The following is a 24,059-nucleotide window of genomic DNA, read 5'->3' as shown; positions in this document are numbered from 1 at the left end:
CTGTTGAACCAATCCTCCGCTATATCCGGATAATTTCAGGCCTGACGGGCCTGAAATCTGAATCCGGATCCACATCAAAGAAATAGAGCATGACGTCCGAAAACGGCTGACACTTTTCGGCGTCATGCTCTGGGAGGTACGACATGACCACTTACATTCTTTTGATCAATTGGACTGATCAGGGCATCCGCAATGTGCGCGACTCGGCAAAACGGCTCGATGCCGCGAAGAAATTGCTCACCAGCGTCGGAGGCTCCATCAACCAATTCTACCTGACGATGGGCGGGCATGACATGGTCGCCGTCTGCGAGGCGCCTGATGACGCCGTCATGGCGCATTTTACCCTTTCGCTGGCGATGGGCGGCAATGTCCGCACTGAGACGCTGAAGGCATTCCCGGAGGCCGCCTATCGGGATCTCATCGGCTCGCTCGGGTAGCTAGAGCCTTTCCTGGTCAGATTGCAGCATTCTGTTGGCTCAAACGGAGTCGGATGGTCGACCGGCCGGCGCGCGTCGTAGCCAAGCTCTACGGCCAAGCCGGCCGGTCGATCAGCCGGCCCGTTTCAGCCAACCCCCCGCAGATTTGCCTGGCAAATCTGCAAGCCTTAGAATCGCCGGACGCACCTATCGCTTCGCCATGGCGAAGCGGTGCGGCCGGTGGGCCGGCATCTTTCCGCCAGGACAAAGGCGATCGGCTCGGACGTACCTTGGGGTATGCCCGTCGCCAATCGCCTTTGCCCTGACGAAAACCTGCTCCGGCAGAATGCTGCAATCTAACCCGGAAAGGCTCTAGGGCCGGAGATCATCGATCTTAGATGTTGCGGAGCACTCGCTGCGCTGGCAGTGTCGCTGCGTGCTTCAATTTCCGCGGCAGGCTCCGGCCCGACTTTTCGGCAAGCTCATGATGAAAGCGCTCCTCAGTTTCATGATCGTCATCGATCGTCCGACAGCCGCTTCCTGACCGATGGAGCTGGCGGCGGGCAAATGGGATGACGGGATCCAGCGGGGCGCTGCGGCGTCGTTCGCGCTGCATGCCATCGCGATCCTGCTCCTTCTGTTGCTGTTGCCGAAGGCCGAACCGCCGTTGCCATTGCCGGATGATGGTCTCTCGGTGGAGATCGTCCCGCAGGCCGTGGAATCGCTGAAAATGCCCGAACCCGTCAAGGCGCCTTCGCCGGAACAGGCAAAGCCTGAGGCGGCTAAACCCGAAGCCGAGCCGGCGGCGCCGGTAGCAAATAATCCGCCTGCCGCGGCAATGCTCCCCGCGGCACCAATCGCTCCGCCGGCGCCTAAGCCGACGGAATTCGTCGAGGCAAGACAGCTGTTTTCCGACAAGGTCCTTGCCGATCCACGCAGCCGCCGCGCCCGCGAGGCGCTGCGTGGCCTTGCCGGCAGCGAGCGCAATCTGCAGCTCTGTGATCTCGAGGCGCTGGAGCAGGTCCGCCGGGCGCAGCCGGTCATGGCGCCCGATACGCTTGCGCCCTATGCCATGGCGGCGGAGAAGGTCAGTGGCAACAGCGTCGAGGTGAAGGGCGGCGCCTTCCGCAGCAAACGCAAGTGGTACAACATCCAATTCAAATGCGAGCTCGATGCCGGCTCCGGCAAGATCGTGTCCTTCGCCTTCCTCGTCGGCGATGCCATTCCGCAAGGTGAATGGCAAGAGCACAATCTGGTGGCCGACGATGGAGCCGCCGACCAATAACCTTCATCGCTGCTGCGATCACGCGGTTTTTTTCTTTTGTGGCTTGATGCTGCCGGCTTTAGAGGCCACATCGCTGCTGTGACAGAAGTAGACGTAGAACCAGCGGAAGCGCAGCACGAAACGGGAAAGCAGCGGCCTGAAATCCGCTGGGGCGTTGTCGTGTCCGTTGCTGCCCATATTCCTATCATTGCTCTTCTCATTTTCGGGCTGCCGAAGATCGAGCCGAAACCTCCCGAAGACGAGAGCGTGAAGGTGGAACTCGTCCCGCCGCCGGAGGAGAAAAAGCCGGAGCCCAAGCCCGAGGAAAAGCCGCCGGAGCCGAAGCCGCCGGAAGAGGCCAAGAAGGAACCACCGCCTCCGCCACCGCCGCCACCTCCGCCTCCGCCGGCCAGCAAGACTCCCGAGCAAGCTAAGCCGAGGCCTATGCCGACTCTGAGCCCTGTCATCGAATTTGGCGACAGGAATAGCGGCCCCGAAAAGTCGTTGGCGGGAAATTCTCCTCAGGGCGAAACCAAACCCGCAACAACTCCGCCGCAGCACGATGCCGAACCGGCGCAGATGCCGACAAAGACTGCTGCAGAAAAACCAAAAATTGAGGAGCCTCCGTCGAAACCGGTGCCGGACGACGTGAAGCTTCCTGAGGTCGCGACGACTGACGTTTCCCCAGAGCGAAATGGGCCACCGACAGACGTCTCTGGCGAAGCCAATACAAGCATCGAGGAGGCCAAGTCGCCGGAGCAGCAGACGGCTGAGAAACCGAAAGTGATACCTAAGGACGATCTGCCCAAGGCAAAAACTCTGTTTTCACGGACGGAAGATGGCAGTTTGTTTGCGCAAACTGCGGTCAGTGGTCTACCGCGCAAAGAGCGAGTGGCCACGCTTTGCACCACCGAGCTTCAGGGCCAACTCGTTCACGGTTCGCCGCCTTATTTCCCGTCCGCATTGCCTAGTTTTGGATTGCGGACCGGTACCATCCTTGATGTAAGAGATGCCGCCTTTGGCACAGTCAAGGGCTGGTACCAGGTTCGTTTCCGTTGCGAGGTGGATGAGGAAGCGACGAAAGTCGTGTCATTTGCCCACGAAGTTGGTGGATTGATCCCCCGCAGTCAGTATGCGAAATATGAAATTCGTGACTAGTCCTCGTGATCCTGGATTGCGTCTCACCGGCAACAGCCACGCGCAAGCAACCCTACCTAGCTTCTTCCCATGGCCGTGATGATCCGGTGAAGAAGAGGACAATGATATGTCGAACGAGATCGAGCAGTTTTTTGAGCGTCAGGACGAAGCCGTCAATGCGCTGTTCCTGGAAAACAAGGGCGACGAGCTTACCGATATTCTGGTGGCCGCTCTGGAAGAGGCTCTTGAAATCCTTCTCGAAGCCGCACCCGCCGAAACCGTTCATTGAGGTTCCCGAGGACTGTTCAGTCAGCCAATGTGTGCTGACCGATCGCGCCACTTACGTTGTCCCGCCTTGTCGGGATAATGCGCCAGCATCAATGGCCTAGATATCATGTCGATTTTCCAAGAGGATCAACCGGGGTCGGCGAGCGCGCTTGATGCCCGTCTGGCCGGTTACCGGTTCGAACGCGATGCGCTCGGCCGTTCCGCCGCGAGTGTCTTCCGGTTGGAAGCTCTCGGATTGCCGACGCTTTATCTGAAGGTCGAAGAGGTCGGTCCTTTTGGCGAACTCGCCGACGAAGCCCTCAGGCTTCGCTGGGTCAAGGCTTCCGGTCTGCCCTGTCCCGATATCATTGCTGAGGACAGCGACGGTGTGCGCAACCGGTTGCTGATCAACGCGCTATCAGGGAGTGATCTCGCCAGTGCATCAGTGCTGACGCCGCTTGGGCGGGTCGAGCTGCTGGCTGCAGCACTTCTTGACCTGCATCGTCTGCCGATCGCATCCTGCCCCTTCGACCATCGGCTGGAGGCGCGTATCGCGGCCGCAAAAGCACGGATGCAGGCCGGTATCGTCGACGAGACCGATTTCGATGAGACGCGGCTTGGAAAGAGTGCCGAAGCCTTGTTTGCCGAACTCGAGAGCAAGAGGCCGGACGGCGCGGATCTCGTCGTTACCCATGGTGATGCCTGCCTGCCGAATTTCATCGCGTCGGAAGACGGGTTCTCCGGTTATATCGACTGCAGCCGTCTCGGCGTCGCCGACCGCTATCAGGTTATCGCGCTCGCCTGCCGCAGCATCGCCCACAATTTCGGCGAGGCGCTGGTGCAGCCCTTCCTTGATCGCTACGGATTGACGGCTCCAGATCCAGCGAGGCTCGATTATTATCAGCTGCTCGACGAATTCTTCTAGGCATACATCCTAGCCGCAATGATTGCGTCATCTCACTGTGGCTGGCAGAGTGGCCGGGATCGGACCTGCGGGCAGACTATGGCGAAAAACCAGTTCAGGATGTTGCGCTCGGCGCTATCAGGCGTCGAAGCGGTGGAGGCGGAGACGCATCACAGCTTTGCGCGCCATACGCACGAGCAGTTCGGCATCGGCCTGATGTCCGCTGGGGCGCAGTCGTCGCTTAGCGGCCGCGGCATGGTGGAGGCTGAGGCCGGCGACATCATCACGGTCAATCCGAACGAAGTGCATGACGGCGCGCCGATCGGTGAGGGCCGGTCGTGGCGCATCCTCTATTTCGATCCCGCCATCGTCAGCGGTCTGTCGCAAGAGATCAGCGAAAGCGGGGCAGGGCGATCGGAAATTCCGCATCCCGTCATCCGCAATGCGGAGATCGCCGCTCGCTTCGAAACGCTGTTCGGCGCGGTGACCGGCGATGGAGCGGCGGACGAGTTGCTGCATGAGGAACTGCTTCTGCAACTCGTCGCCGATGTCATGCGGGAGCGCTCTGGTACCGAAGGGCGGCCACTGGTGCCGGCGTCGATCCGCGCAGCCCGAGATCTGATCGACGACGACCCGCTTGCCGCCGTCTCGCTCGCCGACCTCTCCAGGGAAAGCGGACTTAGCCGCTTCCAGGTGCTGCGCGGTTTTGCCAAGGCGACCGGCCTGACGCCGCATGCCTATCTCGTCCAGGCACGCATCCATATCGCCCGCCGGCTGATCGCTCAGGGCATGCCGCTTGCGGAAGCGGCCTTTGCCAGCGGCTTTGCCGACCAGAGCCACATGACGCGCGTCTTCGTGCGCAAATACGGTCTGTCTCCGCGTCTCTATGCCGGCGCCTTTCTCTGAGCGCCTGCTTTGCACCTGCAATTTCGTTCAAGACCCCGACAGGCTTCTGCTGTTTTCTCGGCGTATCCAACAGGAGACGCTGAATGTCGAGGCAGGTTCAAGGTTATGTCTATCTGGCGCTGGCGATGCTGACTGTAGGAAGCACGGTCGTCGCCAGCAAACTCATCGCTTCGGGTCTGCCGCCGTTCGGCGCCACCGCATTGCGCTTCGCCATCGCCTTTCCTGTCCTTCTCCTGCTGATGTGGGCGACCGGCGCGCGGCTGCCGAGGTTTTCCCGGCATGACCGCCTCATCCTTGTCATTCAGGCCGGGGCCGGCAGCGTCGGTTATACGACGCTGCTGATCTCCGGCCTCAGCCTGACCTCGGCGGCCGATGCCGGCGTCATCATCGGCACGCTGCCGGTGGTTTCGGCCGCGATCTCCATCCTGCTGCTTCGCGAACGGCCGCAGCGTGCCCTGCTTCTTGCGGTGGCGCTTGCAACATCAGGCGTGCTGTCGATCGCCTTCACGCCGGATGCGGCAGGCGGATCATTGACTGGCAATGCGTTGATCTTCCTGGCCGTCGTCTGCGAGGGGTTGTTCATCCTGCTGAACAAAAGACTGAAGACGGAGATTGCGCCGCTTGCCCTGTCGACGCTGATGGCCGGCATCGGTTTCATCGTCGCCGCCATTCCGGCCATTTTCGAAGCGCCATTCGCAGATGGTATTTCGGCAAGCGCTGTCGCCGCCGTCGTCTATTATGCGCTGGTGCCGACCGTCGGCGGATTTCTGCTGTGGTATGCGGGGGCAGAAAGGGTGAGCGGCACGGAAGCCGCGCTCTTCACCGCGCTGGCGCCGGTTTCCGCCGTCATGCTTGCCTTCATCATTCTTGGCGAGCCGGTCGGGCTCAGCCAGATCGCCGGCATCGGCTGCGTGCTTGCGGCCGTGCTCGGGCTTGCCTTTGCCGGGAGCCGTACAGTGAAACTTGCCGGAGGGAGATAGACCATGCAGTTCAGCCATTCCGATGCCATGTGGCAGGCCTTTCCGGAGCTTCGCGCCGGCGCGCTCCATGCGGGAGGGATCCATGCAGATGCCGATGTCGAGGCGGCGATCGCAAGCTTCAGCGCGATCGCCGAGGCGCGGCTGGCCAAAGCTCAGGAAGGCGAATTCCCCGAAATCCAGGCCTGGCGGCGCGGCTTTTCCCGCATGGGGCTGAAGCCGACGCAATATCGCTGCGCTTCCGAGGCGCTGCTGCGCCGCTTCCGCCAGGAACATGCGCTGCCGCGCCTGCATCCGCTGATCGATCTCTGCAATGCGATTTCGCTCGCCTTTGCCATTCCGATCGCCGTCTTCGACACTGAAAAGATCGCTGGCGATCTCGAAGTCCGGCGAGCCAAGGGTGACGAGACCTATCTGACCTTCGGCGGAGAGAGCGAACATCCGGAGGCGAACGAGGTGATCTTTGCAGACAGTGAGGACAGGGCGCATGCGCGGCGCTGGACGAACCGGCAGAGCGGGCTGTCGGCGGTGCGGGCGACGACGCGTTCGGTGCTGATAGTTGCCGAGGCCCTGCACGTCTCCGCCGGCGATGACATCGCCAGGCTGGTCGAAACAGCTGCGGATGCGCTTGCACGGCACTGGCCGGCGACGCCGAAAACGGCGATGCTGAGCTTTGTATCGCCGCGTTTCGAATTCTAAGGGCGCAGCGTTTCAGGGAAAGCTGCGTTCGGGGCCTTGGGCCGGCCGCATGCCCGCCCTATCTCTATGCGATCGATAGCTTCTGGAGACGAACCCGATGTCAGATAAGTCGATCAAGATTCCGGGGCCGGATCATCCGATCACCGTCGAGCACAATCCTTCCCGCGTCGTCGTCACGCTCGGCGGCAAGACGATTGCCGATACGCGCGATGCACTGACGCTATGCGAGGCCTCCTATCCGCCGGTGCAATATATTCCGCGCAGGGATGTGGACATGTCGCTGCTTCAGCGCACCGACCATAGCAGCCATTGCCCCTATAAGGGTGACGCCTCCTATTACAGCATCATACCGGGCGGAGAGCGCTCGAAGAATGCCGTCTGGACCTACGAGGCGCCGAATGCCGCGGTCAGCAGCATCAAGGATCATCTCGCCTTCTATCCCGACCGCGTCGACGGTATCGAGGAAATGGCCTCTCCGGAAGCCGGCGCCTTCTGACGCGGCGCATGACATTGAAAACCCTTTCCGGCGGAACATGTTGTCCGCCGGACCGTTAGGTTCATCTAGCGGGGGATATGCCGTGCCGAAATTCTACTTTCAACTTTTCGATCGCGATGGCGCCGGGACGACCGAGACGGCATATGATTTCGAATCCATTGAAGCTGCGAAAGCGGAGGCGCGGCGGGTATTGGCGGAGATGGCCACCGAAGGCCTGCCGGCTGCACCTCTGAATATGATGTCGGTGGAACTCTTCGATGAAAGCCGTAAGCCGCTTGCGGAAATCCGGCTCATTCTCGAAGAAATCGCGAAATAGCCGCGATAAGGATGCCGGCCTGTGAATCGCTGTCGATCGCGCCCAAAGCAATCAAAAGACTATGTCAAATTTAATTGCCGGCTATGAAGGCGGGTCTTAGCGTCGCGCCAATCGACCGAGTCGGATTGATGCGTAGGAGTGACCGCCGGTAGCCGTTAAACGGCAGCCGCTATCGTAAGACGTCGAGCCATTCATTGTTGAAGATGAGGCTGGCAACCGTGACCGGATCGCCGCTTTCGTTGCGAACGGTGATGGCGATGGTCATGCGATCACCCGCCGGCAATTCGTCGCGGGCCACATCCAGCAGGATGCGGGTCAGCTCTTTCGGAATGTCTTCACGAGATTTGAGCTCGGTGCCGTGCTCGTCGCGCGTTGGACCTTCCCCGTTGTGTAGATCGAAATAGTAGCGAGCCATGGTCTTTCCTGCGCGTCATAGGAGAAATCACAGATGAAGACAATTGTTCCCGAGGCTAGAGCCTTTCCTGGTCAGATTGCAGCATTCTGTTGGCTCAAACGGAGTCGGATGGTCGACCGGCCGGCGCGCGTCGTAGCCCGGCTCTACGGCCAAGCCGGCCGGTCGATCAGCCGGCCCGTTTCAGCCAACCCGAAGGGCCGGGCATCTTTACGCCAGGGCAAAGATGCCCGGCTCGGACGTACCAAGGGGTATGCCCGTCGCCAATCGCCTCTGCCCTGACGAAAACCTGCTCCGGCAGAATGCTGCAATCTGACCAGGAAAGGCTCTAGGCATTGATTCTTATAGAAAATACAGGTCGCATCGAAATGATCAGGAACTCTTGCGCTATCGGCGGGCAAACCCGTGATTGAATCCCTGCTGCTGAATCTTGGCAGCCGCGATGTGCTGTCGGCGGAAGAGGAAAGCCATCTTAGAGCGATCGTCATTAAAGACAGGTATTTTGCTGCCGGGGAGGATCTCGTCTCCGAAGGGAGTCGACCGGGCTACAGCACGCTGCTGCTCGATGGTTTTGCGGCGCGCTATAAGGTGATGGCCGATGGCAGCCGCCAGATCACCGCGCTGCATGTCGCCGGCGATTTCGTCGATCTGCATGCTTTCCCGATCAAGAAGATGGATCACGGCATCGTCGCGCTGTCGTCCTGTCACGTTGCGTTCGCCGATCACGCCGATCTCAGGGCGATCACCGAGCGCATGCCGCACCTGACCCGGCTGCTCTGGCTCGATACGCTGGTCGATGGCGCCATCCACCGCGAGTGGATCGTCGCCATGGGCCGGCGCTCCAAGCGCGCCCATATCGCCCACCTCGTCTGCGAACTCTTCGTGCGGCTGCAGGTGGTGAAGCGGACGCGCGGCGCGAGCTTCCAGTTTCCGTTGACGCAGATCGAGATGGCCGACGTGCTCGGCGTCTCCGTCGTCCACCTCAACAAGACTTTGCAGGCGCTGAGGCGCGAGGGCGTGTTCACCTGGGAGAACCGGACGATCACCATCGTCGACTGGGAACGCCTGCAGGAGATCGCCGAATTCGATCCTGGCTATCTCAGCATCTTCAGGGAGCCGCGCTAAGACCGAGGTATCACACAATCCGGTGACGGTGCTTCATTGCGATTGACAATTCGACCATTCGGGCAGAACACCGCCTCGACCTTCTTAACACTCCTATAAAGGCTGGCGCGACCGTAGCCGGCCGGTGACATCGCAATGGACATATCCCAAGGACCGGGGAGCGTTCTTCGCCACCCCGGCTATCTGAACTTCGCTGCCTCCCGCGTTTTTTCCTCGCTCTCCTTCCAGTCCATTGGCATCGCCATGGGGTGGATGATCTACGACCAGACGCACAGTGCCTTTGCGCTCGGCCTGGTCGGCTTGTGCCAGTTCCTGCCGATGGCGGTGCTGACCTTCGTCGTCGGCCATGTCGCCGACCGGTTCGACCGGCGGCGCATCGGACTTGTCTGCCAGGTGATCGAGGCGGTGACGGCGCTGGTGCTGGCGATCGCCACCTGGCAGCAATGGTTGACGCCGGCCGGCATCCTTGCTGCCGTCACGGTGCTCGGCGCCGTCGTCGCCTTCGAACGGCCGACCATGGCGGCGCTGCTGCCGAACATCGTGCCGGCCTCGATGTTGCAGAAGGCAGTCGCAACTTCGACCTCGATGATGCAGACGGCGCTGATCATCGGCCCCTCGCTCGGAGGCCTGCTTTACGGCCTCCACCCCGTCGCGCCTTTTGCCATATCAGCGCTGCTTTTTGCCGTTGCAAGCTTCAACGTCATCTCGATTCGCATGCAATGGAGCCCTGCCAAGCGCGAGCCGGTGACGCTCGCCTCGGTCTTTGCCGGCGTCTCCTTCATCCGCAGCCGGCCGGTGATGCTCGGCACGATCTCGCTCGATCTCTTCGCGGTGCTGCTCGGCGGCGCGACGGCGCTGCTACCGATGTTCGCCAGCGATATCCTGCATGCCGGTCCCTGGGGCCTCGGTTTTCTCCGCGCGGCTCCGGCGGTCGGCGCGCTCGCCATGTCGATCGTGCTTGCCCGCCGGCCACTGAGCAGCAATGTCGGACGCAAGATGCTCGCCGCCGTCGCGGTGTTCGGCGTCGCCACCATCGTCTTCTCGCTTTCGACCAATATCGCACTTTCCGTCGTAGCGCTGCTCGTGGTCGGCGCCTCCGATACGGTGAGCGTCGTCGTGCGCAGCTCGCTGGTGCAGCTTCTGACGCCGGACGAGATGCGTGGTCGTGTCAGTGCCGTCAACTCGCTGTTCATCGGCACCTCCAACCAGCTCGGGGAATTCGAATCCGGCATGATGGCGGCAGCCCTCGGGCCCGTCGCCACCGGCGTTGTCGGCGGGCTCGGCACGATCGTCGTCGTGCTCCTGTGGATGCGGCTCTTCCCGGATCTCACCAAGGTCAAGACGCTGCAGGGTTAGCACATGTATGACGCGTTGAAAGCGGCGACCGCTCCCGTTAGGTTCGCCCCAAACATCATTCGGCGGAGCCGCGCGTGACGACAAATTTTCTATCCTATGTGCTTGCAGCGGTTTTCACCTCGGTGCCGGCCGTGGCGCTGGCCGAGTGGCAGGCGGTCGAAGAGGTGCGGCCCTATTCGATATCAGGCACGTCGGGGGCCGGGCTCTATGCATCGATCGGCGAGCGTGGGCCGAAGGCGGGTGGCTTCGGCCGGGCAATCGCGCATACGACGTTCAAGCTGACCTGGACCAGGAAATATGAACCGCAGGGCAATGCCTGCGTGATCACGACCAACCGACCGAAGCTGATCATCACCTATACGCTGCCGAAACCAGCTGCTGAGCTACCAGCTGCCGTGAAGAGCAGCTGGCAGGCCTTCATATCAGGTGTGCAGGCGCATGAGCGGGTGCATGGCGAGACCATCAAGGAGATGGTCAAGGAGATCGAGGCGACGAGCATCGGCCTCACCGTTGCCGACGATCCCGATTGCAAGAAAATCAGGATCGAGCTGACCCGCCGGCTCGGCGAGATCTCCCAGAGACAACGCCAGCGCGGCCGCGACTTCGACAAGATCGAAATGGGTGACGGCGGCAATATCCAGCAGCTCATCCTCAAGTTGGTCAATGGGCCTTGATTGGACTGACGGATAACGGCGAGCTTCTAAAGCGGTATAGCCGGAAAGCGTCGGGGGGCGGCTATCAGGCCCCAGCCAGATGCATGGGCGTCACCTTAGGAGCGGGCGCGCTTCGTCGCTATCAAGCCTCGGTGGGTGCGTTCAGATCGCGGACAAGGGCTATCAGCTGCGGCAGCAACTCTATTCGATACCGCGGCGAGGGCAGCGAAGCGGGCCAGGCGTTTTTCGGGCCGAAATAGACGGCATGCATGCCGGCACTGTCTGCTCCCAGAATATCGGCCTCGGGATTGTCGCTGACGAAGAGACAGCTGTCGACGGGTAGGTCGAAACGGCGAGCAGCCAGTTCGAAAATCTCCCGTGCCGGTTTACGAAGGCCGATATCTCCTGAAATGACCACCAAGTCGAGCCCTTCCGCCAGTCCGGCCGCCGCGATTTTCGGTCGCTGAACATTGCCTTCGCCATTGCTGACGACGCCGATTAGAACGCCGTATTGCTTCAGCGCCGAAATGGTCTGTTTTGCTCCTGACATGGGAACAGCCATGCCGGGATACACTGTTTCGAAGTCGTGGAAGAGGGCATCGGCAAGGTCGCCTGGAAGACCGAATGTCTCCGCCAGGCGCGGATAAAGATCGCGCTTTCTGACCAGGCCGGCTTTCTCCAGCCGCAGGAATTCAGCAATGTAGCGCTGCTCCTCGACACCGTGCTCGCCAAGACGAAATCGCTGATACTGGAGCGGCAGGAAGGTGAGGACGGTAGCGGTCTTGTCGATGAGGGTCTCGTCAAGATCAAAAAGGACCGCTTTAATCATGGTGTCCCGCCCGATGCTCACTCGAAGGATTGCTCTGCAAAGCCGGTAAAGCGGAAAACCGGATCGGGGTCAAACCTCACGAATCGAATGGACGATCGACCGCGGCGCAAATCCGAGATGAAAAGGCGGTTGAGCGCTTCGTCCCTGGACCTGCCTGGCCGCCGTCCTATCTCCTCCGCGATAACAAGGCGCAGAGACGCAAAGGAGGAGCGAGATGTCCTATGTCGATGGTTTCATCGTGGCGGTGCCGAAGGAGAATATCGAGGCCTACAAGGAATTCTCGACCTTTGCAGGCTCGATCTGGAAGGAATATGGCGCCCTCGAATATGTCGAATGCGTCGGCGACGACGTGCCTTACGGCGAGTTGACCTCTTTTCCACGCGCCGTGCAGGCGAAGGAGGACGAGGTGGTGGTGTTTTCCTGGATCGTATACGGCTCGCGCCAGGAGCGTGACGATATCAATGCCAAGGTGATGGACGATTCCCGGCTTAAGGGCGACCAATGGCAGATGCCATTCGACGGCAAGCGGATGATCTATGGCGGCTTCGAGATGCTGCTCAAGCTCTGAAGGTGACTTGAGGCGATCATTGACTTTGCGGCCGCAGCGCGCCAACTCGCGAGAATGTCATCTCGAAGCGGGAGAGCGCCTTGCCCCAGACAATCCTCACCTTGTCCACACGCGGACAGGGCCTTTACGAGTTCACCCACCAGGCGGAGGCCTTCGTCAGCGCGTCGGGGCGGGAGGAGGGGCTTCTCACGGTCTTCGTGCGCCACACCTCCTGCTCGCTGCTGATCCAGGAAAATGCCGATCCCGATGTGCGCACCGATCTCCTCGCCTTCTTCCGCCGCCTCGTGCCGCCGGCCTCCGATCCCGACATGGGCTGGATCGTGCACAGAGCCGAGGGGCCGGACGACATGCCGGCGCATATCAAGGCAGCGCTGACGCAGGTCTCGATTGGCATTCCCGTTGCCGATGGGCGGTTGATGCTCGGCACCTGGCAAGGCCTTTATCTTTTCGAACATCGAGACCGGCCGCACCGGCGCGAAATCGTGCTGCATCTCAGCACCTGAAACCGGCTTAATTCTTGTGAATGCAAACTGAATGCCCGGTTCGAACACCATTCATTTTGCAACGTTTACTGTCGAGACAATCCCTGAAGGGAGAGCTTGGAATTCAATCGACGGAGACACCCCATGACGCATTTCCTGACCAAGGCTTCGCTTGCCGCTCTGCTCGCCCTCTGCACTATTCCGGCCACTGTTTCCACGGCGGCAGCCGCAGGGCCGCAGACGAATTTGGTCGTCGAGGCGCAATATCATCGTCCGATCCGCGGCTGCTCGCCGATGCACGCGGTGCGCAAGGCGCGTGATTTCGGCCTGCGGAGAGCCCATATCACCCGCATGTCGCCGCGGGTCGTCGTCGTTGCTGGGCGTGACCGTCGCGGCTGGGACAGGATCACCTTCGCGAATGTCCGCGGCTGCCCGCTGATCCGGCGCTGAGGACTGCAGCCGGAGGCGCCGAAGCGGCGCTTCCGGTCTGTTTTTGCCTTGACGCTGACACTTTCAGCCGTCTCTTCTCTGACCTGTATGAGTGATTCCCAAATGATGCTTCGGCGTCATGCGGATTAATGGGGAGGGCGGCTCGACCGGCCCGACTTTCAAACGAAAAGGTTTTTCGATGATGCAGTTTCTGGCAAAGGCGGGTCTTGCCGTCATGCTGACAGCCGGCACCCTGGCCGGTACGGTGGCCCCGGCCGCCGCCCAGTTGAATATCATTATTGGCGAGCCGGACCGTGGTCCGCCGCAGGATTACCGCCGCCCGCCTCCGGGACCGGGCTACGGCCGGCCGTCGCGCGGCTGCAATCCGCAGCTTGCCGAAAACCTCGCCCGGGATTACGGCTTTCGTCGCGCCCGCGTCGTCGACATCACCCCGCGCCGCGTGATCGTCCAGGGCTGGACGCGTCGCGGCCCTGATGAAATGAGCTTCGGCAATGTGCGCGGTTGCCCCGCCCTGCGCCGCCGCTGATCGTTAGAAGAATACGCCGCCCCGTCTCCCCGATGCGGCGGCCAAGAACCGCCTTTGCCAGTCTCCCCGGATCGGCAAGGGCGGTTTTCTTTTTGTGCTCAGTCTGACTGCGCTCTTTCCTCCGGCATCATCGTGGGTCCCGTGCCACGGCCGGTTGGCGCCAATGGCTGCCCCTCACCCTAACCCTCTCCCCGTAAAAACGGGGCGAGGGGACGTGCCCCGCGAGGGGCTGGTGTGGAACGTAGAGGGTGCGGCATGGTTCCTTCGCCCCGTTTGCGGGGAGAAGGTGGCGGCAGCCGGATGAGGGGCTGGTCTCGCCGATCTCCAGAACCGAGATGTCGCAACACTGAACTTTTGCTCGTGTCTCAATCCGCAGGAAGTCGGTAGACGCTGTGAGCAGTTTGAGCGCCGCGCATCTGAAAAGACGCGCGGCGCTGCAGTTTATTGCTCGATCGCGAAGGTCACGGTGACGCTGACATTGTAATTGTTCTCGCCGCCCTGGACGGGAACGGCGGCGTCGGAGGCCTCCTTCATCATCGTGGCGCGATAGACCGGCTGCGGCATCGCGCGCGGCACGTTCTCGTTGATCTCAAGAATGCGGCCGAGCTTGACGCCGGCGGCTTCGCTCAGCGTCTTCGCCCTCTTGACGGCATCGGCGACCGCGGCCTTGCGTGCCGCTTCGATCGCGGCGTCCGGCTTGTCGTTGGTGAACTGGATTTCGCCGCCCTGGTTGATGCCGAGGGTGACGGACTGGTCGATCACCGCGCCGAGCTTGGCGAGATCGCGCAGCCTGACGGTGACCGAATTGATGGTCTGGTAGCCGATTAGCTGCGGCTGCTGCTGCTGGCCGTCGACCGGCTGCGGATAATTGTATTGCGGCTGGATGGAAAAGCCGGAGGTCTGCAGGTCGCGCTCGGCAATACCGCCGCTCTTCAGCGCGGCAAGCACGTCGTTCATTGCCTTGTTATTCTCGTCGAGCGCTTCGCGGGCGGTTTTCGCCTGCTTGACGACGGCGAGATTGACGATGGCCATATCGGGAGCGACGGAGGATTCGCCATCGCCGGTCACCGAAATCACCGGCTCGCGCGGCTTTGCCTCCTGCGCGAAGGCTGGCGCTGCGGCGGCGAGCGACAGCGCCAGAAGGGCGGTCATCAGGACAGTTTTGGTATAGATCGGCGCCATGTTTTCATTCCTTGGTTGTCGTTTCCCGGAACAGCTTTCTGTCGGTTGATTGTGAAGCTATTACGGCGGAAAAGACAGGCGCATGCGTAGCGAGAGAAAAATCTGCGGGGTGCATGCGTTGGGGCTGAACCGGGAGGGCGTCCGCCGCCCTTTGAAAGCCGAAACGGCTGGACCGGAACCGACGGCTCGTTATCATATGGAGGTCATCGACGACGAGGAAGCAATGTTAGAAACGCTCGATCCCGTCCCGCCCGAGATCGCCACCGCGATTTCCGACGGCTTGAACGCCTTCAACGAGAGCGCTGAGATCAGACGCGAGGCCTTCGCCATCGTCTGGCGGGAAAACGGAAGGCTTATCGCCGGAATAACGGCGTCCGTTTCCTTCTCGGTTCTTTTCATCGGCAATCTGTGGGTTGCAAAATCACTGCGCCTGAGCGGCATCGGCCGGAAACTGATGGCGGCGGCGGAAGAAGAAGGGCGCCGCCGCGCCGCCGTCATGGCCTGCGTCGACACACTCTCGATCCAGGCGCCGGACTTTTACCCGAAGCTCGGATATGTCGAATTCGGCAGGATCAGCGGGCATGCCGGAGGCCGGCCCGTTGACCGGATCTGGTTCCGGAAGGAATTTTCCGCCGCAACCTGATCAGAAGCCGCTGGCGGCTTCCCATCAGATATCAACTGAAATGACATTGGAGGACGTAATCGCGGGGCAGACGAGTCTGTTGACTCGCCAATTGTCCTGCTAGGCGCCGAAATCGTCCATGAAGGATGGATGGATAGCGGGCTTGCGCTCTTCGCGTGCGTCGCGAATGCGCTGGGGAACCGCACCGAGACCAGCGACGAAGCGGGTGAGGAGATTGCGGTTGAAAAGTTTCTGTATGGCACTCATGGCAGTTCACTCATTCTTTTTTTTGTTAGCCGGCAGCATATATTTTGCCCAGGCTGCCGTAACAATGGGCAATTTAGCATGACAGTTATGCGACAGTGCATAGCTGGGGCAGGGGCTGGCCTAAAAGATGATCACATTGACGTTAGAACGGGCCGCCGAGGGCGGCCGGCCGCTATAAATCCTCGTCGGTATTCGCCGTGGGTGGTAGATTGCCCGCTTGGGGTAAAGCCATGCCCCCCGAAGGAGAAGCTCAGATGAACCGATTTTTCGCAGTTATCGCGACCGGAACGCTGATCAGCCTTGCCACGATCATTTCGGGCTGCACTTCGTCCGGAAGCGTCGACCAGACGTCGTCGATCGGCGGCGGTTATTATGAGCGTCAGCCGCTCAATCCGGCGTGTGGAGGTGGGTTCAGGCCGAGCGATGGGCGTTCTTGTAGCTATTAGAAATGTGCGCCAATCGGGCATGATGCCGCCGGACGAAGTCGTGTGATCCTGGCCATCGCCGGAGGCGAACTACCGCAGCAATCAGACTTCTAATTTTCCAGCGCTAATAGCTGCACGGACGATCGTTGCCGAATCCATCGCGGCAGGCAGGCCGAAGGGCAAAGTCAGCGCTCTGCGCGGTATAGCCGACCGAACCCGTCTGCACCGAGTCGTTTGAGCTCGTGGTGCAGGCCGATGCCGACATGGCAATGACGAAGATGGCTGTCATGGCCCCCGATAGTTTGCGAGTTTGAAGCATCTCCCCACTCCACTGTCCAAAGTGTTTGAATAATTCTGGCAAGTAGGGCCGATCAGGCATCCCGATAACTGTCGTTGTCGATCAAGATTTTGTTATTGGCTGAAAACCCGTTCGCCAGCGATCGCTGCCACGATCAAGCTTGCCCCGGCCACGCCTACAGATGTCGTTGGCGCCTTGAGGCGCGGATGTCATATCCGCGCACCGGGTCAGGTCGCATTGAAACGCTTGGGTTCCACGGCAAAAGAACAGCAAGCGGCAACTAACAGGGCTTTGGAAAACAAGGCAGAAGTCCTGTCGCAAGTCCTTCCAACCAGTAGAGAGCTTAAGTTTATAGGGAGAACAACCTGCGACAGGGAAATTCGGCTTCTGCGCCGGACCTATCTTATTAGAAGAGCCGCCCGGGAAATCTGAGCTATTGCGCTCGGACAATCGGAGCGCCTGACGGGGGGCGGCATCGAGAACCTGGACTGGTTGAAGTTTATCGACCGCTAAGATCGGCAAGGGACACTTTTCTACCTAGACCATCCCTATTTCGGAAAACGAGAGTGACTATGGAAGGAGCTTGTTCGCCAGAGACCAGTTCGCCTTAATGGAAGAGCGTTTATGGCTTCTCAAAGGAAAATTTATTCTCTCGCTTAATGATCGCCCTGAGGTGTGCGAGTCTTTTCAGCGCTCAGAATAAGAGAGGTACAATTGACTTATTCCGTCGCTGGCGGTGAAGGTGTGCCGGCTAGGGAGCTGATCATAAGTGAGCGATAAAAGATCGTCGCAGCGTCATCGGAAAAGTGGGCTGCCGATAGCGAGGGGAAATAATGCGCATTGGTGCACTGATTGCGTCTGTGATCCTTTTCTTTGTTTTCCTTTATTTAGTCCTCATTGGCGCAGAACAAGTTCGCTTCATATCTGTGGCGTTCGTGCTAGTTTTCGCCGTCCTAGCTACGCGCTTAGATGATATCCGAGACCTGACATTTGGTCCGACAGGCCTGGCAGCAAAACTTGAAAAACAATTGGAAGAGGCTCGGGCTACCGTAAAGCAGCTTCAAGACTTTGCTGAGGTTTTCGCTGCTCGTAGTGTTCAGCAGATAGCAGGTGACAACCGAATGAGTGGACTACAACCGAAAAAAAGCGCGAAGCAATCGCAGAGATCGTGCGTGGCTTGAAGGTCATTGAACTGCCGCAGGACCGCATCGATAAGGTTCTATCGTTATCCGACCCCTACGACGATTTCGATTATTGGAGCTGGACCATGTCTCCGATTTACCGCGCCGAGGATGAAAAAGTGAAGGCCACTGCCGGCCAGTTTTACGACTATGGCGCCTCCAAGGGCATCGGACATACTCCGAGCGCTGAAGCCACCGAGAATTTCCTTAAGTCGAACCATCTTTATGTGGGCGAAATCGCGGAGCGTATGAAGGACTGGCTATATTGGAAAGCCAATCGCAAACATCGTCGTCTAGACGAGTGGGAGGCGCGTCAGGAGACGGCGAAGGACGCGAAAAGTATCGAGGATGTACTCAATCTAAAAAAATAGGTCAGCTCATCAGTTGCCGCTCGATGATGTTACCAACAGCTATTTGGCTATCGCTTGTTGCGTCACAGGTAAGACGGTCGGCATTCTTTCAAACTGACTTTGAACGAGCTGCTAATCAGGTTCAAAATTCCAGATTAAAGTGTCAAATTTCCGATTTTTCGCGTCCGGCTACAGTCAAAATTCCGGAAAATCGCGTCCGGCTAGATTGAGACAAGAGGAATTGGTGGGCCCGGAGGGACTCGAACCCCCAACCAAGCGGTTATGAGCCGCCGGCTCTAACCATTGAGCTACAGGCCCTTGGCGCCGGTGGCCGGCGCCGTGATGCCGGGGCAATGGTTCCCGCAGCACGGTTTCCGCTCTAACGCAAATCCGGGGGAGCCACAAGCGGGGAGCGCAAGCATCTGTGGACGATGCATATTTCGTGGGCAGCCACTGGAACCTTCTCGCGCGGGCTACACTTATTCAAGTCACATTCCGCATGAAGAGGGCGATCGCAGATGGTGGCTTCGAACAGTGCCGTGGTGCTCATCGTGGAGGACGAGCCGCTGATCCGGTTCAATATTCTCGATGTGCTGGAAGAGGTCGGTCATGTGGCGCTGGAGGCGGCGAATGCCGACGAGGCTCTGGTGGTGCTGAAAGGCAGGCAGGATGTCGATATCCTGTTCACCGACGTCAATATGGCCGGTTCGATGGACGGTCTACAGCTTGCCAATCGGGTGCGGGCGATGCGGCCGAACATCGGCATCATCATCACCTCAGGCATGGTGCGGCTCGATCCGATGGCGCTGCCCGCCAATACCGCCTTCCTGCCGAAGCCTTATATGCACGACGCGCTGATTTCGACCATCAATTCCCTGATGACGTAACGGCAATGCCCTGATGAGATGACAGGGGCGCGCAGCCGCAAAACGGGGACGGTTTTTGCGGCTGCGCGCGAGGCGCCGGGAGACATGCTCGTCTTCAGGCGGGGCGGAGGGGAACCACACCCTCAGCTGAAGCTGCTCTTCAGCGCCTCGTTCTCGTGATGGGCCTTCTTCTCGTAGATCGTGAACAGCGCCATCGAAAGGAGATAGGAGAGGAAGGGATCCCCTATCTGCGTGGCGATGTCGCGAGATGCGAGAACATGGCGCTCCAGCGCGCCGATATCCTTCTGTATTGCGGTCTGCGTGGCGGTTTCAGCGAGGCGGTTCATGCTGCCATCTCCAGGAATTGGGTCACGACCGAGCGGGCCGGCACGTGCCTGACATAAAGGGGTAGGGTGAGGCCGAGGGCGGCGCGCATCTTGCGCAGCACCCGGTCCGATACTTCGAAGGCGCCGCAGCAGACGGGGTATTTGCCGTAGCCATCTGCACGGCCGAGTTCTTCCACTTCGGCGCCGGCACGCTTGTAGACGCGCTTGAGGTAGGGCTCGTAGTTGGAAATCATCGTATGGATGCCGTGATCGAGCGCGCATTCGCAAAGCGCAAGCAGCATCATGGAGAAGGCGCGGCCGGCATCGACATTGGAGAAATCCTTGGCGATCGCCTCTTCGTCGATGCACATGCGCGTGCCTTCCCAGATGCCGGGGGCGATAAGATTGGCGGCATCAGGAAACGTTTCGCGGAAGACGTCGTAGAGAAGGGTCGGGCCTGTCGTCGGCATCAGGCGCATGCCGCCATAAAGGCGGGTGCGGCTGTCGTTGCACCAGACGAGATAGGCGGGGGCGAGCGAATCGTAGCTGTCGCGTTCGTAAGGGCCGATGACGGGAACGTCCCAGCCGAGCGTATCGGCGAAGACCTTCTTGCGCAGGCGAAACATCTGGTCGAGTACGGCAGCGTATTTCTGATACTCATGTGCCTGAATGATAACGAACATTTTGCCCTCCAGCGTTTTCAAGTTCGTGGAGAGCAGAATGGTTCATGCGGGCCGGATCGGAAATTCCCTCAGATGGGCCCCCCCAGATGAGGGGGGCAGAGCATGTCGCGCAAAAGTGTGCCGCGGTTTTGCGACAACGACATGCGCCAACAAAAGACCTAAGGATTGATGATGCGCAATTGAACGGCCCGGGAGGCGGCGGCAGAGATCGTGGCGCAGCCGAGTTTGAAACGAGCAGTCTTCAGATAATCGCGTGTGGTGTGCTCCGATATGCCGAGGATCACCGAAATATCCTTGTAGTCCTTGCCCAGCGCCGTCCAGTGCAGACATTCGATTTCGCGCGGCGACAATGACGGCACGGGATCGTTCTCGCCATGCAGCTCATAGACGGCCTTGCGGTGGATGAGATGGGCGATCTCGATCCATTCGTTGCGGCAGCGGCGCACGAGTTCGGCCCATTCTTCCGCCGGTATGCGGGCATTCAGCGACAAGAGCGCACGGCGCTGCGCCTTGTCGGCGACGGGAATGGAGTAGCCGTTGCCGCCGATACCGTGCTTCTGGGCATCGACCAGCATGGCATAGGCCTCCGGCGTCGGCTCGACCTCGCTCCAGTCGAAGGGCAGCTGACGTTCGAAGCCCTGTTTGACGATCGGATCGACTTTCACATAGCTGTTCAGGAGGTAGCGGGAGACCCAGGCATCCGGATAGGTGGTGCGTACGAAGGGCGAATCGATCTTGGCCGCGATCGTCTGGGCGAGATGGTAGGTGACGAAATCGAGGCCATATTCCGCCTGGAGAATGCGGATGGCGGCATCCACATTGGCCGCAGCCTTGATCTGTTCGAAAGCGGACTCGAACTTTTCGCTGTAGGTGTTCTCAATCATTTCCACTGCCCCAATCCCCTCAATCCTACCGTGAGCACCGTCATAAATACAAGGCATCCCCACATATGCGGGGAATGACAATCCGGGTCCCATCTGCTAGCGCCTGTCATGAGGAGGCCTCATATGGACAGCAAGAGACCATTCGAGATTGCCGAATGCCAACAGGCCGCCAAGGGCCTGAAATCCAGCTGGCAGGACATGGCGGGCTCCGAAGCGCTGATCCGCGCCCTCGTTGCCGAACGCAACGGCGACACGCCGCTGGCGCTGTTCTGGACCGAGGTCCACCGGGCGCTCTGCCAGGAAAACAGCCCCTTCTGATGGTCAGCCCGCCGGGGCACACCAGCGCAGGCTTTTCTCCTCGGCTACCATGAACACGTCTTCACTCTTGTCGCGATTCGACTTTAGGGCGAAAGCATCGAGCGACGACGTTCTGGGTTTATGGTTAAGAAAGCCGGATCATTTCGTCGATTTGTGCCAAAACGGTTGACCTAGCGTTTGCGGCAGGAGCATTGGTGTTTGTGGAAACGGTTACACTCAGCCTGGCCCCTTACCGGGCTGGCTGCAGAATGTTTCGGATGTCGTCACCGATGTAGTGGAATGGAATGACTGAAAAGCGCGTGCATCTGGTCTTCAAGACCCATCTCGATATCGGCTTTACCGACCATGCCGAGAAAGTCCGCCGGCAATATCACGAGCGCTTCATTCCGCAGGCGATCGAGACGGCCAAGCATTTTCATGCCGAAAATCCCGACGAGCCGAAATTCATCTGGACGACGGGCGCCTGGCTGATCTGGGACCATCTGAATTCGCGCTCGGCGGGAGAGGTGGCAGCGCTGGAGCAGGCGATCGAGCGCGGGCTGATCCGCTGGCATGGCCTGCCGTTCACCACGCATACGGAGCTGATGTCGCCCGACCTTTTCCGGGCCGGGCTTTCCTATTCGCAGGAGCTCGACCGGCGCTTCGGCAAGACGACGATCGCGGCGAAGATGACCGATGTGCCCGGCCATACGCTCGGCATGGTGCCGCTGCTTTCCGAGGCGGGCATCCGCTTCCTGCATCTCGGCGTCAATACGGCCTCACCGCCGCCCGATGTGCCCGACATCTTCCGCTGGCGGGCGCCCGGCGGCGAGGAGGTGGTCGTCATGTACCAGCGCTCCTATGGCGAGACCTGTTTCCCCGACGGTTTCGAAGACGGGCTGAGCTTTGCCCATACCAACGACAATATGGGGCCGCAGAGCGTGCCGCAGACGGCCGAGGCCTATCGCGAATTACGCGCCCGTGAGCCGGATGCGATCATCCGTGCGGCGACGCTCGAGGATTACGGCGCCATTCTCTGGAGCGAGCGTCAGCGTTTCCCTGTCATCGAGCTGGAACTCGGCGACAGCTGGATCCATGGCAGCGGCAGCGATCCGGTGAAGACGGCGCGGTTCCTCGCGCTGCAGCGGCTCCACGACCGCTTCGCGGCGGATGGGCTCGACGCGCGGCGTCTCGCCTTCGGGCGCGGACTGGCGATGGTGGCCGAGCATACCTGCGGCGTCGATATCAAATCCTATCTGCGCGACGACAAGGCATGGTCGCGGGCCGATTTCGAGGCCGCGCGCCGATCCGATTACCGCTTCGCCTATACCGAAGCCTCATGGGACGAGCAGCGCGCCTATCTCGACCAGGCGGTCTCGGAACTCGACGAGACGGACCGGAGGGCGGCCCAGGCGGTGCTTGCGGAATTCGCCACGCCTGCGGTGATCGAGGGCGGCGGACGGAAGCTCCGCCTGCAGACCGGTGGCTGGTCGATCGCGCTCGACGGTGCGAGCGGCGATGTGGCCGAAATCACCTCGCCCTCCGGCCGGACGATCTCCGGCCGCGACGGATCGCTGATCGCCTATCGATATGAGAGCTACGATGCCGGCGACGTTATCAGGCACATGGAGACCTACCTGACCCATCGCCAGGAATGGGCGGTGCTCGACCACGACAAGCCGGGGCTTGCCCGGTCGGGGGCAGCACTTTCGAAGGTCTTTCTGCCGAAGCTGGAAGCGACTGATGGGGCGGGCATTCTTCTGTCGATGCCGGTCGAGGCCGTGCAGACATACGGCGCGCCGCCGCATGTGATGCTGCATTTCACCGCCGAGGGCGATCGCCTCGACCTGCGTCTGACATTGCACGACAAGCCGGCCAACCGTATGCCGGAGGCAAGCTTCCTTTCCTTCACGCCTGATGGTGCCGGGGATTGGAATTTCCGCAAGATGGGCCTCTGGCACCGATCGGGGAATATTGCGACGAGCGGCGGCGGGCAATTGCAGGCGGTTACCGCGGCACGGGATGATCTTGCCGATGGCCCGCTGACGATCGAAACCTTCGATGCGCCGCTGGTTGCGCCGCAAAGCTCGGATTTCATGACGTTTTGCAGGACGCTGCCGGATTTTACCGCCGGCATCCGCTTCAATCTGCACAACAATAAATGGGGAACCAATTTCCCGATGTGGTGGCAGGGAGATTTTCAGGCGCGCTTCCGGCTCAGTCTCGACTGAGCCGCTCGATCCCGAGGGGATTAAGCCACGGGATTCGCCGCGATTGGGCCGCTTGCTCCTGTACGGATAAAGCGGCCCGCTCCGGTGTGATAAAGGGCTCAGCCGACGCTTGCTGTTCGGTTGAACCAGCCGGCGCATGGCGCTTCGGGCCGTTGCGGCTTCGGGCGAAATTTCACCAGCACCTCGCGGCCATCGGAGGAGGCCTGGGTGCGCTCCAGCGCGTCACGCTCGGCAACTGCCTGGCGCCAGTGCTCATCGCCGCGGCCATCAGGCCGGCCCTGTTCTTCCCAAATCGCGTAAGCTCTCTTGCTGATCCATTCGTGGCGTCTGTCGCTCATCGATCCATTCCATTCATCAAAACTGTTATTCGGCAATTCTGTCCTGCAGAACCGGCGGCCGGCGCTTGGCTGCCATCAGCAGGTCGAGTTCGATCGAGGAGGGCCCGAAACGGGTGAACAGACTTTCTGCCTGCTCGCCGCGTAGGCCGTATTTGGAGGCGAATTCATCAAGGCTATAGGGGCGGCCGCGCAGGATCCTGCTGCGGCGCTCCGGTTCACGGATTTGCGTCATTGGTGGTAACCCCAGTGTGTGTTGCGAATTGCGAGAACAAAACAGATTACAGCCATAAAGGTTCCGTGATTTTTCAGGGTTTTTTCGCCTCGCC

General features: G+C 60.3%; 35 protein-coding genes and 1 tRNA gene. 24 read left to right on the top strand and 12 right to left on the bottom strand.

Annotated features, from left to right (window positions below; all coding sequences use genetic code 11):
• The first annotated feature begins 143 nt into the window (after positions 1–143).
• Both RL_RS17525 and RL_RS17520 read left to right on the top strand, forming a co-directional pair.
• Positions 144–437: a GYD domain-containing protein gene (locus tag RL_RS17525; protein ID WP_003541605.1), complete on the top strand. Its 294-nt coding sequence runs from the start codon at positions 144–146 to the stop codon at positions 435–437.
• A gap of 526 nt (positions 438–963) precedes the next feature.
• Positions 964–1,701 (top strand): DUF930 domain-containing protein, encoded by a 738-nt coding sequence (locus RL_RS17520; RefSeq protein WP_011652884.1) that lies wholly within the window; start codon positions 964–966, stop codon positions 1,699–1,701.
• 18 nt (positions 1,702–1,719) lie between these two features.
• On the opposite strand, the gene RL_RS40600 is transcribed toward RL_RS17520, so the two are convergent.
• Complete coding sequence (locus RL_RS40600; RefSeq protein ID WP_197730826.1) at positions 1,720–1,878, bottom strand: hypothetical protein; 159 nt, start codon at positions 1,876–1,878, stop codon at positions 1,720–1,722.
• Between RL_RS40600 and RL_RS17515 the strand changes: the two genes are divergently transcribed.
• The 8 genes from RL_RS17515 to RL_RS17485 all read left to right on the top strand — a co-directional run bounded on the left by RL_RS17515 (position 1,861) and on the right by RL_RS17485 (position 7,382).
• On the top strand, positions 1,861–2,838 hold the full coding sequence (locus RL_RS17515) for a DUF930 domain-containing protein (protein WP_244432340.1): 978 nt from the start codon (positions 1,861–1,863) through the stop codon (positions 2,836–2,838). The two genes, RL_RS40600 and RL_RS17515, sit on opposite strands and share 18 nt — an antisense overlap.
• Before the next feature lie 106 nt (positions 2,839–2,944).
• Positions 2,945–3,106: a hypothetical protein gene (locus RL_RS40195; RefSeq protein WP_011652882.1), complete on the top strand. Its 162-nt coding sequence runs from the start codon at positions 2,945–2,947 to the stop codon at positions 3,104–3,106.
• Between the two features lie 105 nt (positions 3,107–3,211).
• On the top strand, positions 3,212–4,009 hold the full coding sequence (locus RL_RS17510; RefSeq protein WP_011652881.1) for an APH(3') family aminoglycoside O-phosphotransferase: 798 nt from the start codon (positions 3,212–3,214) through the stop codon (positions 4,007–4,009).
• Between the two features lie 78 nt (positions 4,010–4,087).
• The gene (locus RL_RS17505) at positions 4,088–4,894 is read left to right on the top strand and encodes a helix-turn-helix transcriptional regulator (RefSeq protein WP_011652880.1); all 807 of its coding nucleotides are present in this window, start codon (positions 4,088–4,090) and stop codon (positions 4,892–4,894) included.
• A gap of 83 nt (positions 4,895–4,977) precedes the next feature.
• Positions 4,978–5,874: a DMT family transporter gene (locus RL_RS17500; RefSeq protein ID WP_011652879.1), complete on the top strand. Its 897-nt coding sequence runs from the start codon at positions 4,978–4,980 to the stop codon at positions 5,872–5,874.
• 3 nt (positions 5,875–5,877) lie between these two features.
• Positions 5,878–6,570, top strand: coding sequence for a B3/B4 domain-containing protein (locus RL_RS17495; RefSeq protein WP_011652878.1), 693 nt, complete (start codon positions 5,878–5,880; stop codon positions 6,568–6,570).
• A 97-nt stretch (positions 6,571–6,667) separates the two neighbouring features.
• The gene (locus tag RL_RS17490; protein ID WP_011652877.1) at positions 6,668–7,066 is read left to right on the top strand and encodes a DUF427 domain-containing protein; all 399 of its coding nucleotides are present in this window, start codon (positions 6,668–6,670) and stop codon (positions 7,064–7,066) included.
• A gap of 82 nt (positions 7,067–7,148) precedes the next feature.
• On the top strand, positions 7,149–7,382 hold the full coding sequence (locus RL_RS17485; protein ID WP_011652876.1) for a DUF6894 family protein: 234 nt from the start codon (positions 7,149–7,151) through the stop codon (positions 7,380–7,382).
• Positions 7,383–7,551: 169 nt separating this feature from the next.
• Here RL_RS17485 and RL_RS17480 read toward each other — a convergent pair whose 3' ends face one another.
• The gene (locus RL_RS17480) at positions 7,552–7,797 is read right to left on the bottom strand and encodes a DUF6894 family protein (RefSeq protein WP_011652875.1); all 246 of its coding nucleotides are present in this window, start codon (positions 7,795–7,797) and stop codon (positions 7,552–7,554) included.
• 402 nt (positions 7,798–8,199) lie between these two features.
• Here RL_RS17480 and RL_RS17475 point away from each other — a divergent pair, with 402 nt between their 5' ends.
• The 3 genes from RL_RS17475 (at position 8,200) to RL_RS17465 (ending at position 10,949) form a co-directional block, all read left to right on the top strand.
• Positions 8,200–8,919 carry a Crp/Fnr family transcriptional regulator gene (locus tag RL_RS17475; protein ID WP_011652874.1) on the top strand — a complete coding sequence of 240 codons (720 nt, stop codon included), beginning with the start codon at positions 8,200–8,202 and terminating at the stop codon, positions 8,917–8,919.
• 135 nt (positions 8,920–9,054) lie between these two features.
• Positions 9,055–10,275, top strand: coding sequence for an MFS transporter (locus RL_RS17470; RefSeq protein ID WP_011652873.1), 1,221 nt, complete (start codon positions 9,055–9,057; stop codon positions 10,273–10,275).
• A gap of 74 nt (positions 10,276–10,349) precedes the next feature.
• The gene (locus RL_RS17465) at positions 10,350–10,949 is read left to right on the top strand and encodes a DUF922 domain-containing Zn-dependent protease (RefSeq protein WP_032992421.1); all 600 of its coding nucleotides are present in this window, start codon (positions 10,350–10,352) and stop codon (positions 10,947–10,949) included.
• Positions 10,950–11,070: 121 nt separating this feature from the next.
• Here RL_RS17465 and RL_RS17460 read toward each other — a convergent pair whose 3' ends face one another.
• Complete coding sequence (locus RL_RS17460) at positions 11,071–11,757, bottom strand: HAD family hydrolase (protein WP_011652872.1); 687 nt, start codon at positions 11,755–11,757, stop codon at positions 11,071–11,073.
• 214 nt (positions 11,758–11,971) lie between these two features.
• On the opposite strand from RL_RS17460, the gene RL_RS17455 reads away from it, so the two are divergent.
• From RL_RS17455 to RL_RS17440, 4 genes are all read left to right on the top strand, one after another.
• Positions 11,972–12,325, top strand: a complete 354-nt coding sequence (locus tag RL_RS17455; protein ID WP_011652871.1) for a DUF1428 domain-containing protein — start codon at positions 11,972–11,974, stop codon at positions 12,323–12,325.
• Between the two features lie 80 nt (positions 12,326–12,405).
• Positions 12,406–12,828, top strand: a complete 423-nt coding sequence (locus tag RL_RS17450) for a secondary thiamine-phosphate synthase enzyme YjbQ (RefSeq protein WP_011652870.1) — start codon at positions 12,406–12,408, stop codon at positions 12,826–12,828.
• Positions 12,829–12,951: 123 nt separating this feature from the next.
• The gene (locus tag RL_RS17445) at positions 12,952–13,257 is read left to right on the top strand and encodes a hypothetical protein (RefSeq protein WP_011652869.1); all 306 of its coding nucleotides are present in this window, start codon (positions 12,952–12,954) and stop codon (positions 13,255–13,257) included.
• 178 nt (positions 13,258–13,435) lie between these two features.
• Positions 13,436–13,783, top strand: a complete 348-nt coding sequence (locus tag RL_RS17440; RefSeq protein WP_011652868.1) for a hypothetical protein — start codon at positions 13,436–13,438, stop codon at positions 13,781–13,783.
• Positions 13,784–14,224: 441 nt separating this feature from the next.
• On the opposite strand, the gene RL_RS17435 is transcribed toward RL_RS17440, so the two are convergent.
• On the bottom strand, positions 14,225–14,965 hold the full coding sequence (locus RL_RS17435) for an SIMPL domain-containing protein (RefSeq protein ID WP_011652867.1): 741 nt from the start codon (positions 14,963–14,965) through the stop codon (positions 14,225–14,227).
• A 196-nt stretch (positions 14,966–15,161) separates the two neighbouring features.
• On the opposite strand from RL_RS17435, the gene RL_RS17430 reads away from it, so the two are divergent.
• Positions 15,162–15,608 (top strand): GNAT family N-acetyltransferase, encoded by a 447-nt coding sequence (locus RL_RS17430; RefSeq protein ID WP_011652866.1) that lies wholly within the window; start codon positions 15,162–15,164, stop codon positions 15,606–15,608.
• Between the two features lie 99 nt (positions 15,609–15,707).
• Here RL_RS17430 and RL_RS40190 read toward each other — a convergent pair whose 3' ends face one another.
• Positions 15,708–15,854, bottom strand: a complete 147-nt coding sequence (locus RL_RS40190; protein ID WP_017989022.1) for a hypothetical protein — start codon at positions 15,852–15,854, stop codon at positions 15,708–15,710.
• A 254-nt stretch (positions 15,855–16,108) separates the two neighbouring features.
• Here RL_RS40190 and RL_RS17425 point away from each other — a divergent pair, with 254 nt between their 5' ends.
• Positions 16,109–16,300 (top strand): hypothetical protein, encoded by a 192-nt coding sequence (locus RL_RS17425; RefSeq protein WP_028740692.1) that lies wholly within the window; start codon positions 16,109–16,111, stop codon positions 16,298–16,300.
• Between the two features lie 103 nt (positions 16,301–16,403).
• Here the strand turns inward: RL_RS17425 and RL_RS40595 are convergent, their stop codons facing one another.
• Positions 16,404–16,598 (bottom strand): hypothetical protein, encoded by a 195-nt coding sequence (locus RL_RS40595; RefSeq protein ID WP_041936402.1) that lies wholly within the window; start codon positions 16,596–16,598, stop codon positions 16,404–16,406.
• 812 nt (positions 16,599–17,410) lie between these two features.
• On the opposite strand from RL_RS40595, the gene RL_RS40590 reads away from it, so the two are divergent.
• Positions 17,411–17,758: a hypothetical protein gene (locus tag RL_RS40590; protein WP_244432338.1), complete on the top strand. Its 348-nt coding sequence runs from the start codon at positions 17,411–17,413 to the stop codon at positions 17,756–17,758.
• On the top strand, positions 17,755–18,129 hold the full coding sequence (locus RL_RS40585; protein ID WP_244432337.1) for a hypothetical protein: 375 nt from the start codon (positions 17,755–17,757) through the stop codon (positions 18,127–18,129). Before RL_RS40590 ends, RL_RS40585 begins: the two co-directional genes overlap by 4 nt.
• A 221-nt stretch (positions 18,130–18,350) precedes the next feature.
• Here the strand turns inward: RL_RS40585 and RL_RS17410 are convergent.
• A tRNA-Ile gene (locus tag RL_RS17410) sits at positions 18,351–18,426 on the bottom strand.
• Positions 18,427–18,626: 200 nt separating this feature from the next.
• Between RL_RS17410 and RL_RS17405 the strand changes: the two genes are divergently transcribed.
• Entirely contained in the window at positions 18,627–18,995 is a 369-nt protein-coding gene (locus RL_RS17405; RefSeq protein WP_011652864.1) for a response regulator, read from the top strand.
• A 122-nt stretch (positions 18,996–19,117) separates the two neighbouring features.
• Here the strand turns inward: RL_RS17405 and RL_RS17400 are convergent, their stop codons facing one another.
• The 3 genes from RL_RS17400 to RL_RS17390 all read right to left on the bottom strand — a co-directional run bounded on the left by RL_RS17400 (position 19,118) and on the right by RL_RS17390 (position 20,867).
• Positions 19,118–19,321, bottom strand: a complete 204-nt coding sequence (locus RL_RS17400) for a hypothetical protein (protein WP_003541563.1) — start codon at positions 19,319–19,321, stop codon at positions 19,118–19,120.
• Complete coding sequence (locus RL_RS17395) at positions 19,318–19,983, bottom strand: acyl-homoserine-lactone synthase (RefSeq protein WP_003541559.1); 666 nt, start codon at positions 19,981–19,983, stop codon at positions 19,318–19,320. Before RL_RS17395 ends, RL_RS17400 begins: the two co-directional genes overlap by 4 nt.
• A 158-nt stretch (positions 19,984–20,141) precedes the next feature.
• Positions 20,142–20,867, bottom strand: coding sequence for a LuxR family transcriptional regulator (locus RL_RS17390; RefSeq protein WP_011652863.1), 726 nt, complete (start codon positions 20,865–20,867; stop codon positions 20,142–20,144).
• Between the two features lie 123 nt (positions 20,868–20,990).
• On the opposite strand from RL_RS17390, the gene RL_RS17385 reads away from it, so the two are divergent.
• The gene (locus RL_RS17385) at positions 20,991–21,185 is read left to right on the top strand and encodes a hypothetical protein (protein ID WP_028740679.1); all 195 of its coding nucleotides are present in this window, start codon (positions 20,991–20,993) and stop codon (positions 21,183–21,185) included.
• A 284-nt stretch (positions 21,186–21,469) separates the two neighbouring features.
• Positions 21,470–23,395, top strand: coding sequence for a DUF5054 domain-containing protein (locus RL_RS17380; protein WP_011652862.1), 1,926 nt, complete (start codon positions 21,470–21,472; stop codon positions 23,393–23,395).
• Between the two features lie 98 nt (positions 23,396–23,493).
• Here RL_RS17380 and RL_RS17375 read toward each other — a convergent pair whose 3' ends face one another.
• Positions 23,494–23,733 (bottom strand): DUF2934 domain-containing protein, encoded by a 240-nt coding sequence (locus tag RL_RS17375; RefSeq protein ID WP_003541547.1) that lies wholly within the window; start codon positions 23,731–23,733, stop codon positions 23,494–23,496.
• Positions 23,734–23,758: 25 nt separating this feature from the next.
• Entirely contained in the window at positions 23,759–23,965 is a 207-nt protein-coding gene (locus tag RL_RS17370) for a hypothetical protein (RefSeq protein WP_003541544.1), read from the bottom strand.
• Positions 23,966–24,059: the final 94 nt, after the last annotated feature.

The organism is Rhizobium johnstonii 3841, assembly GCF_000009265.1.
Classification (GTDB): domain Bacteria; phylum Pseudomonadota; class Alphaproteobacteria; order Rhizobiales; family Rhizobiaceae; genus Rhizobium; species Rhizobium acaciae.
The sequence above is the reverse complement of the archived record's forward strand: the minus strand, read 5'-3'. Positions and strand labels throughout refer to the sequence as shown.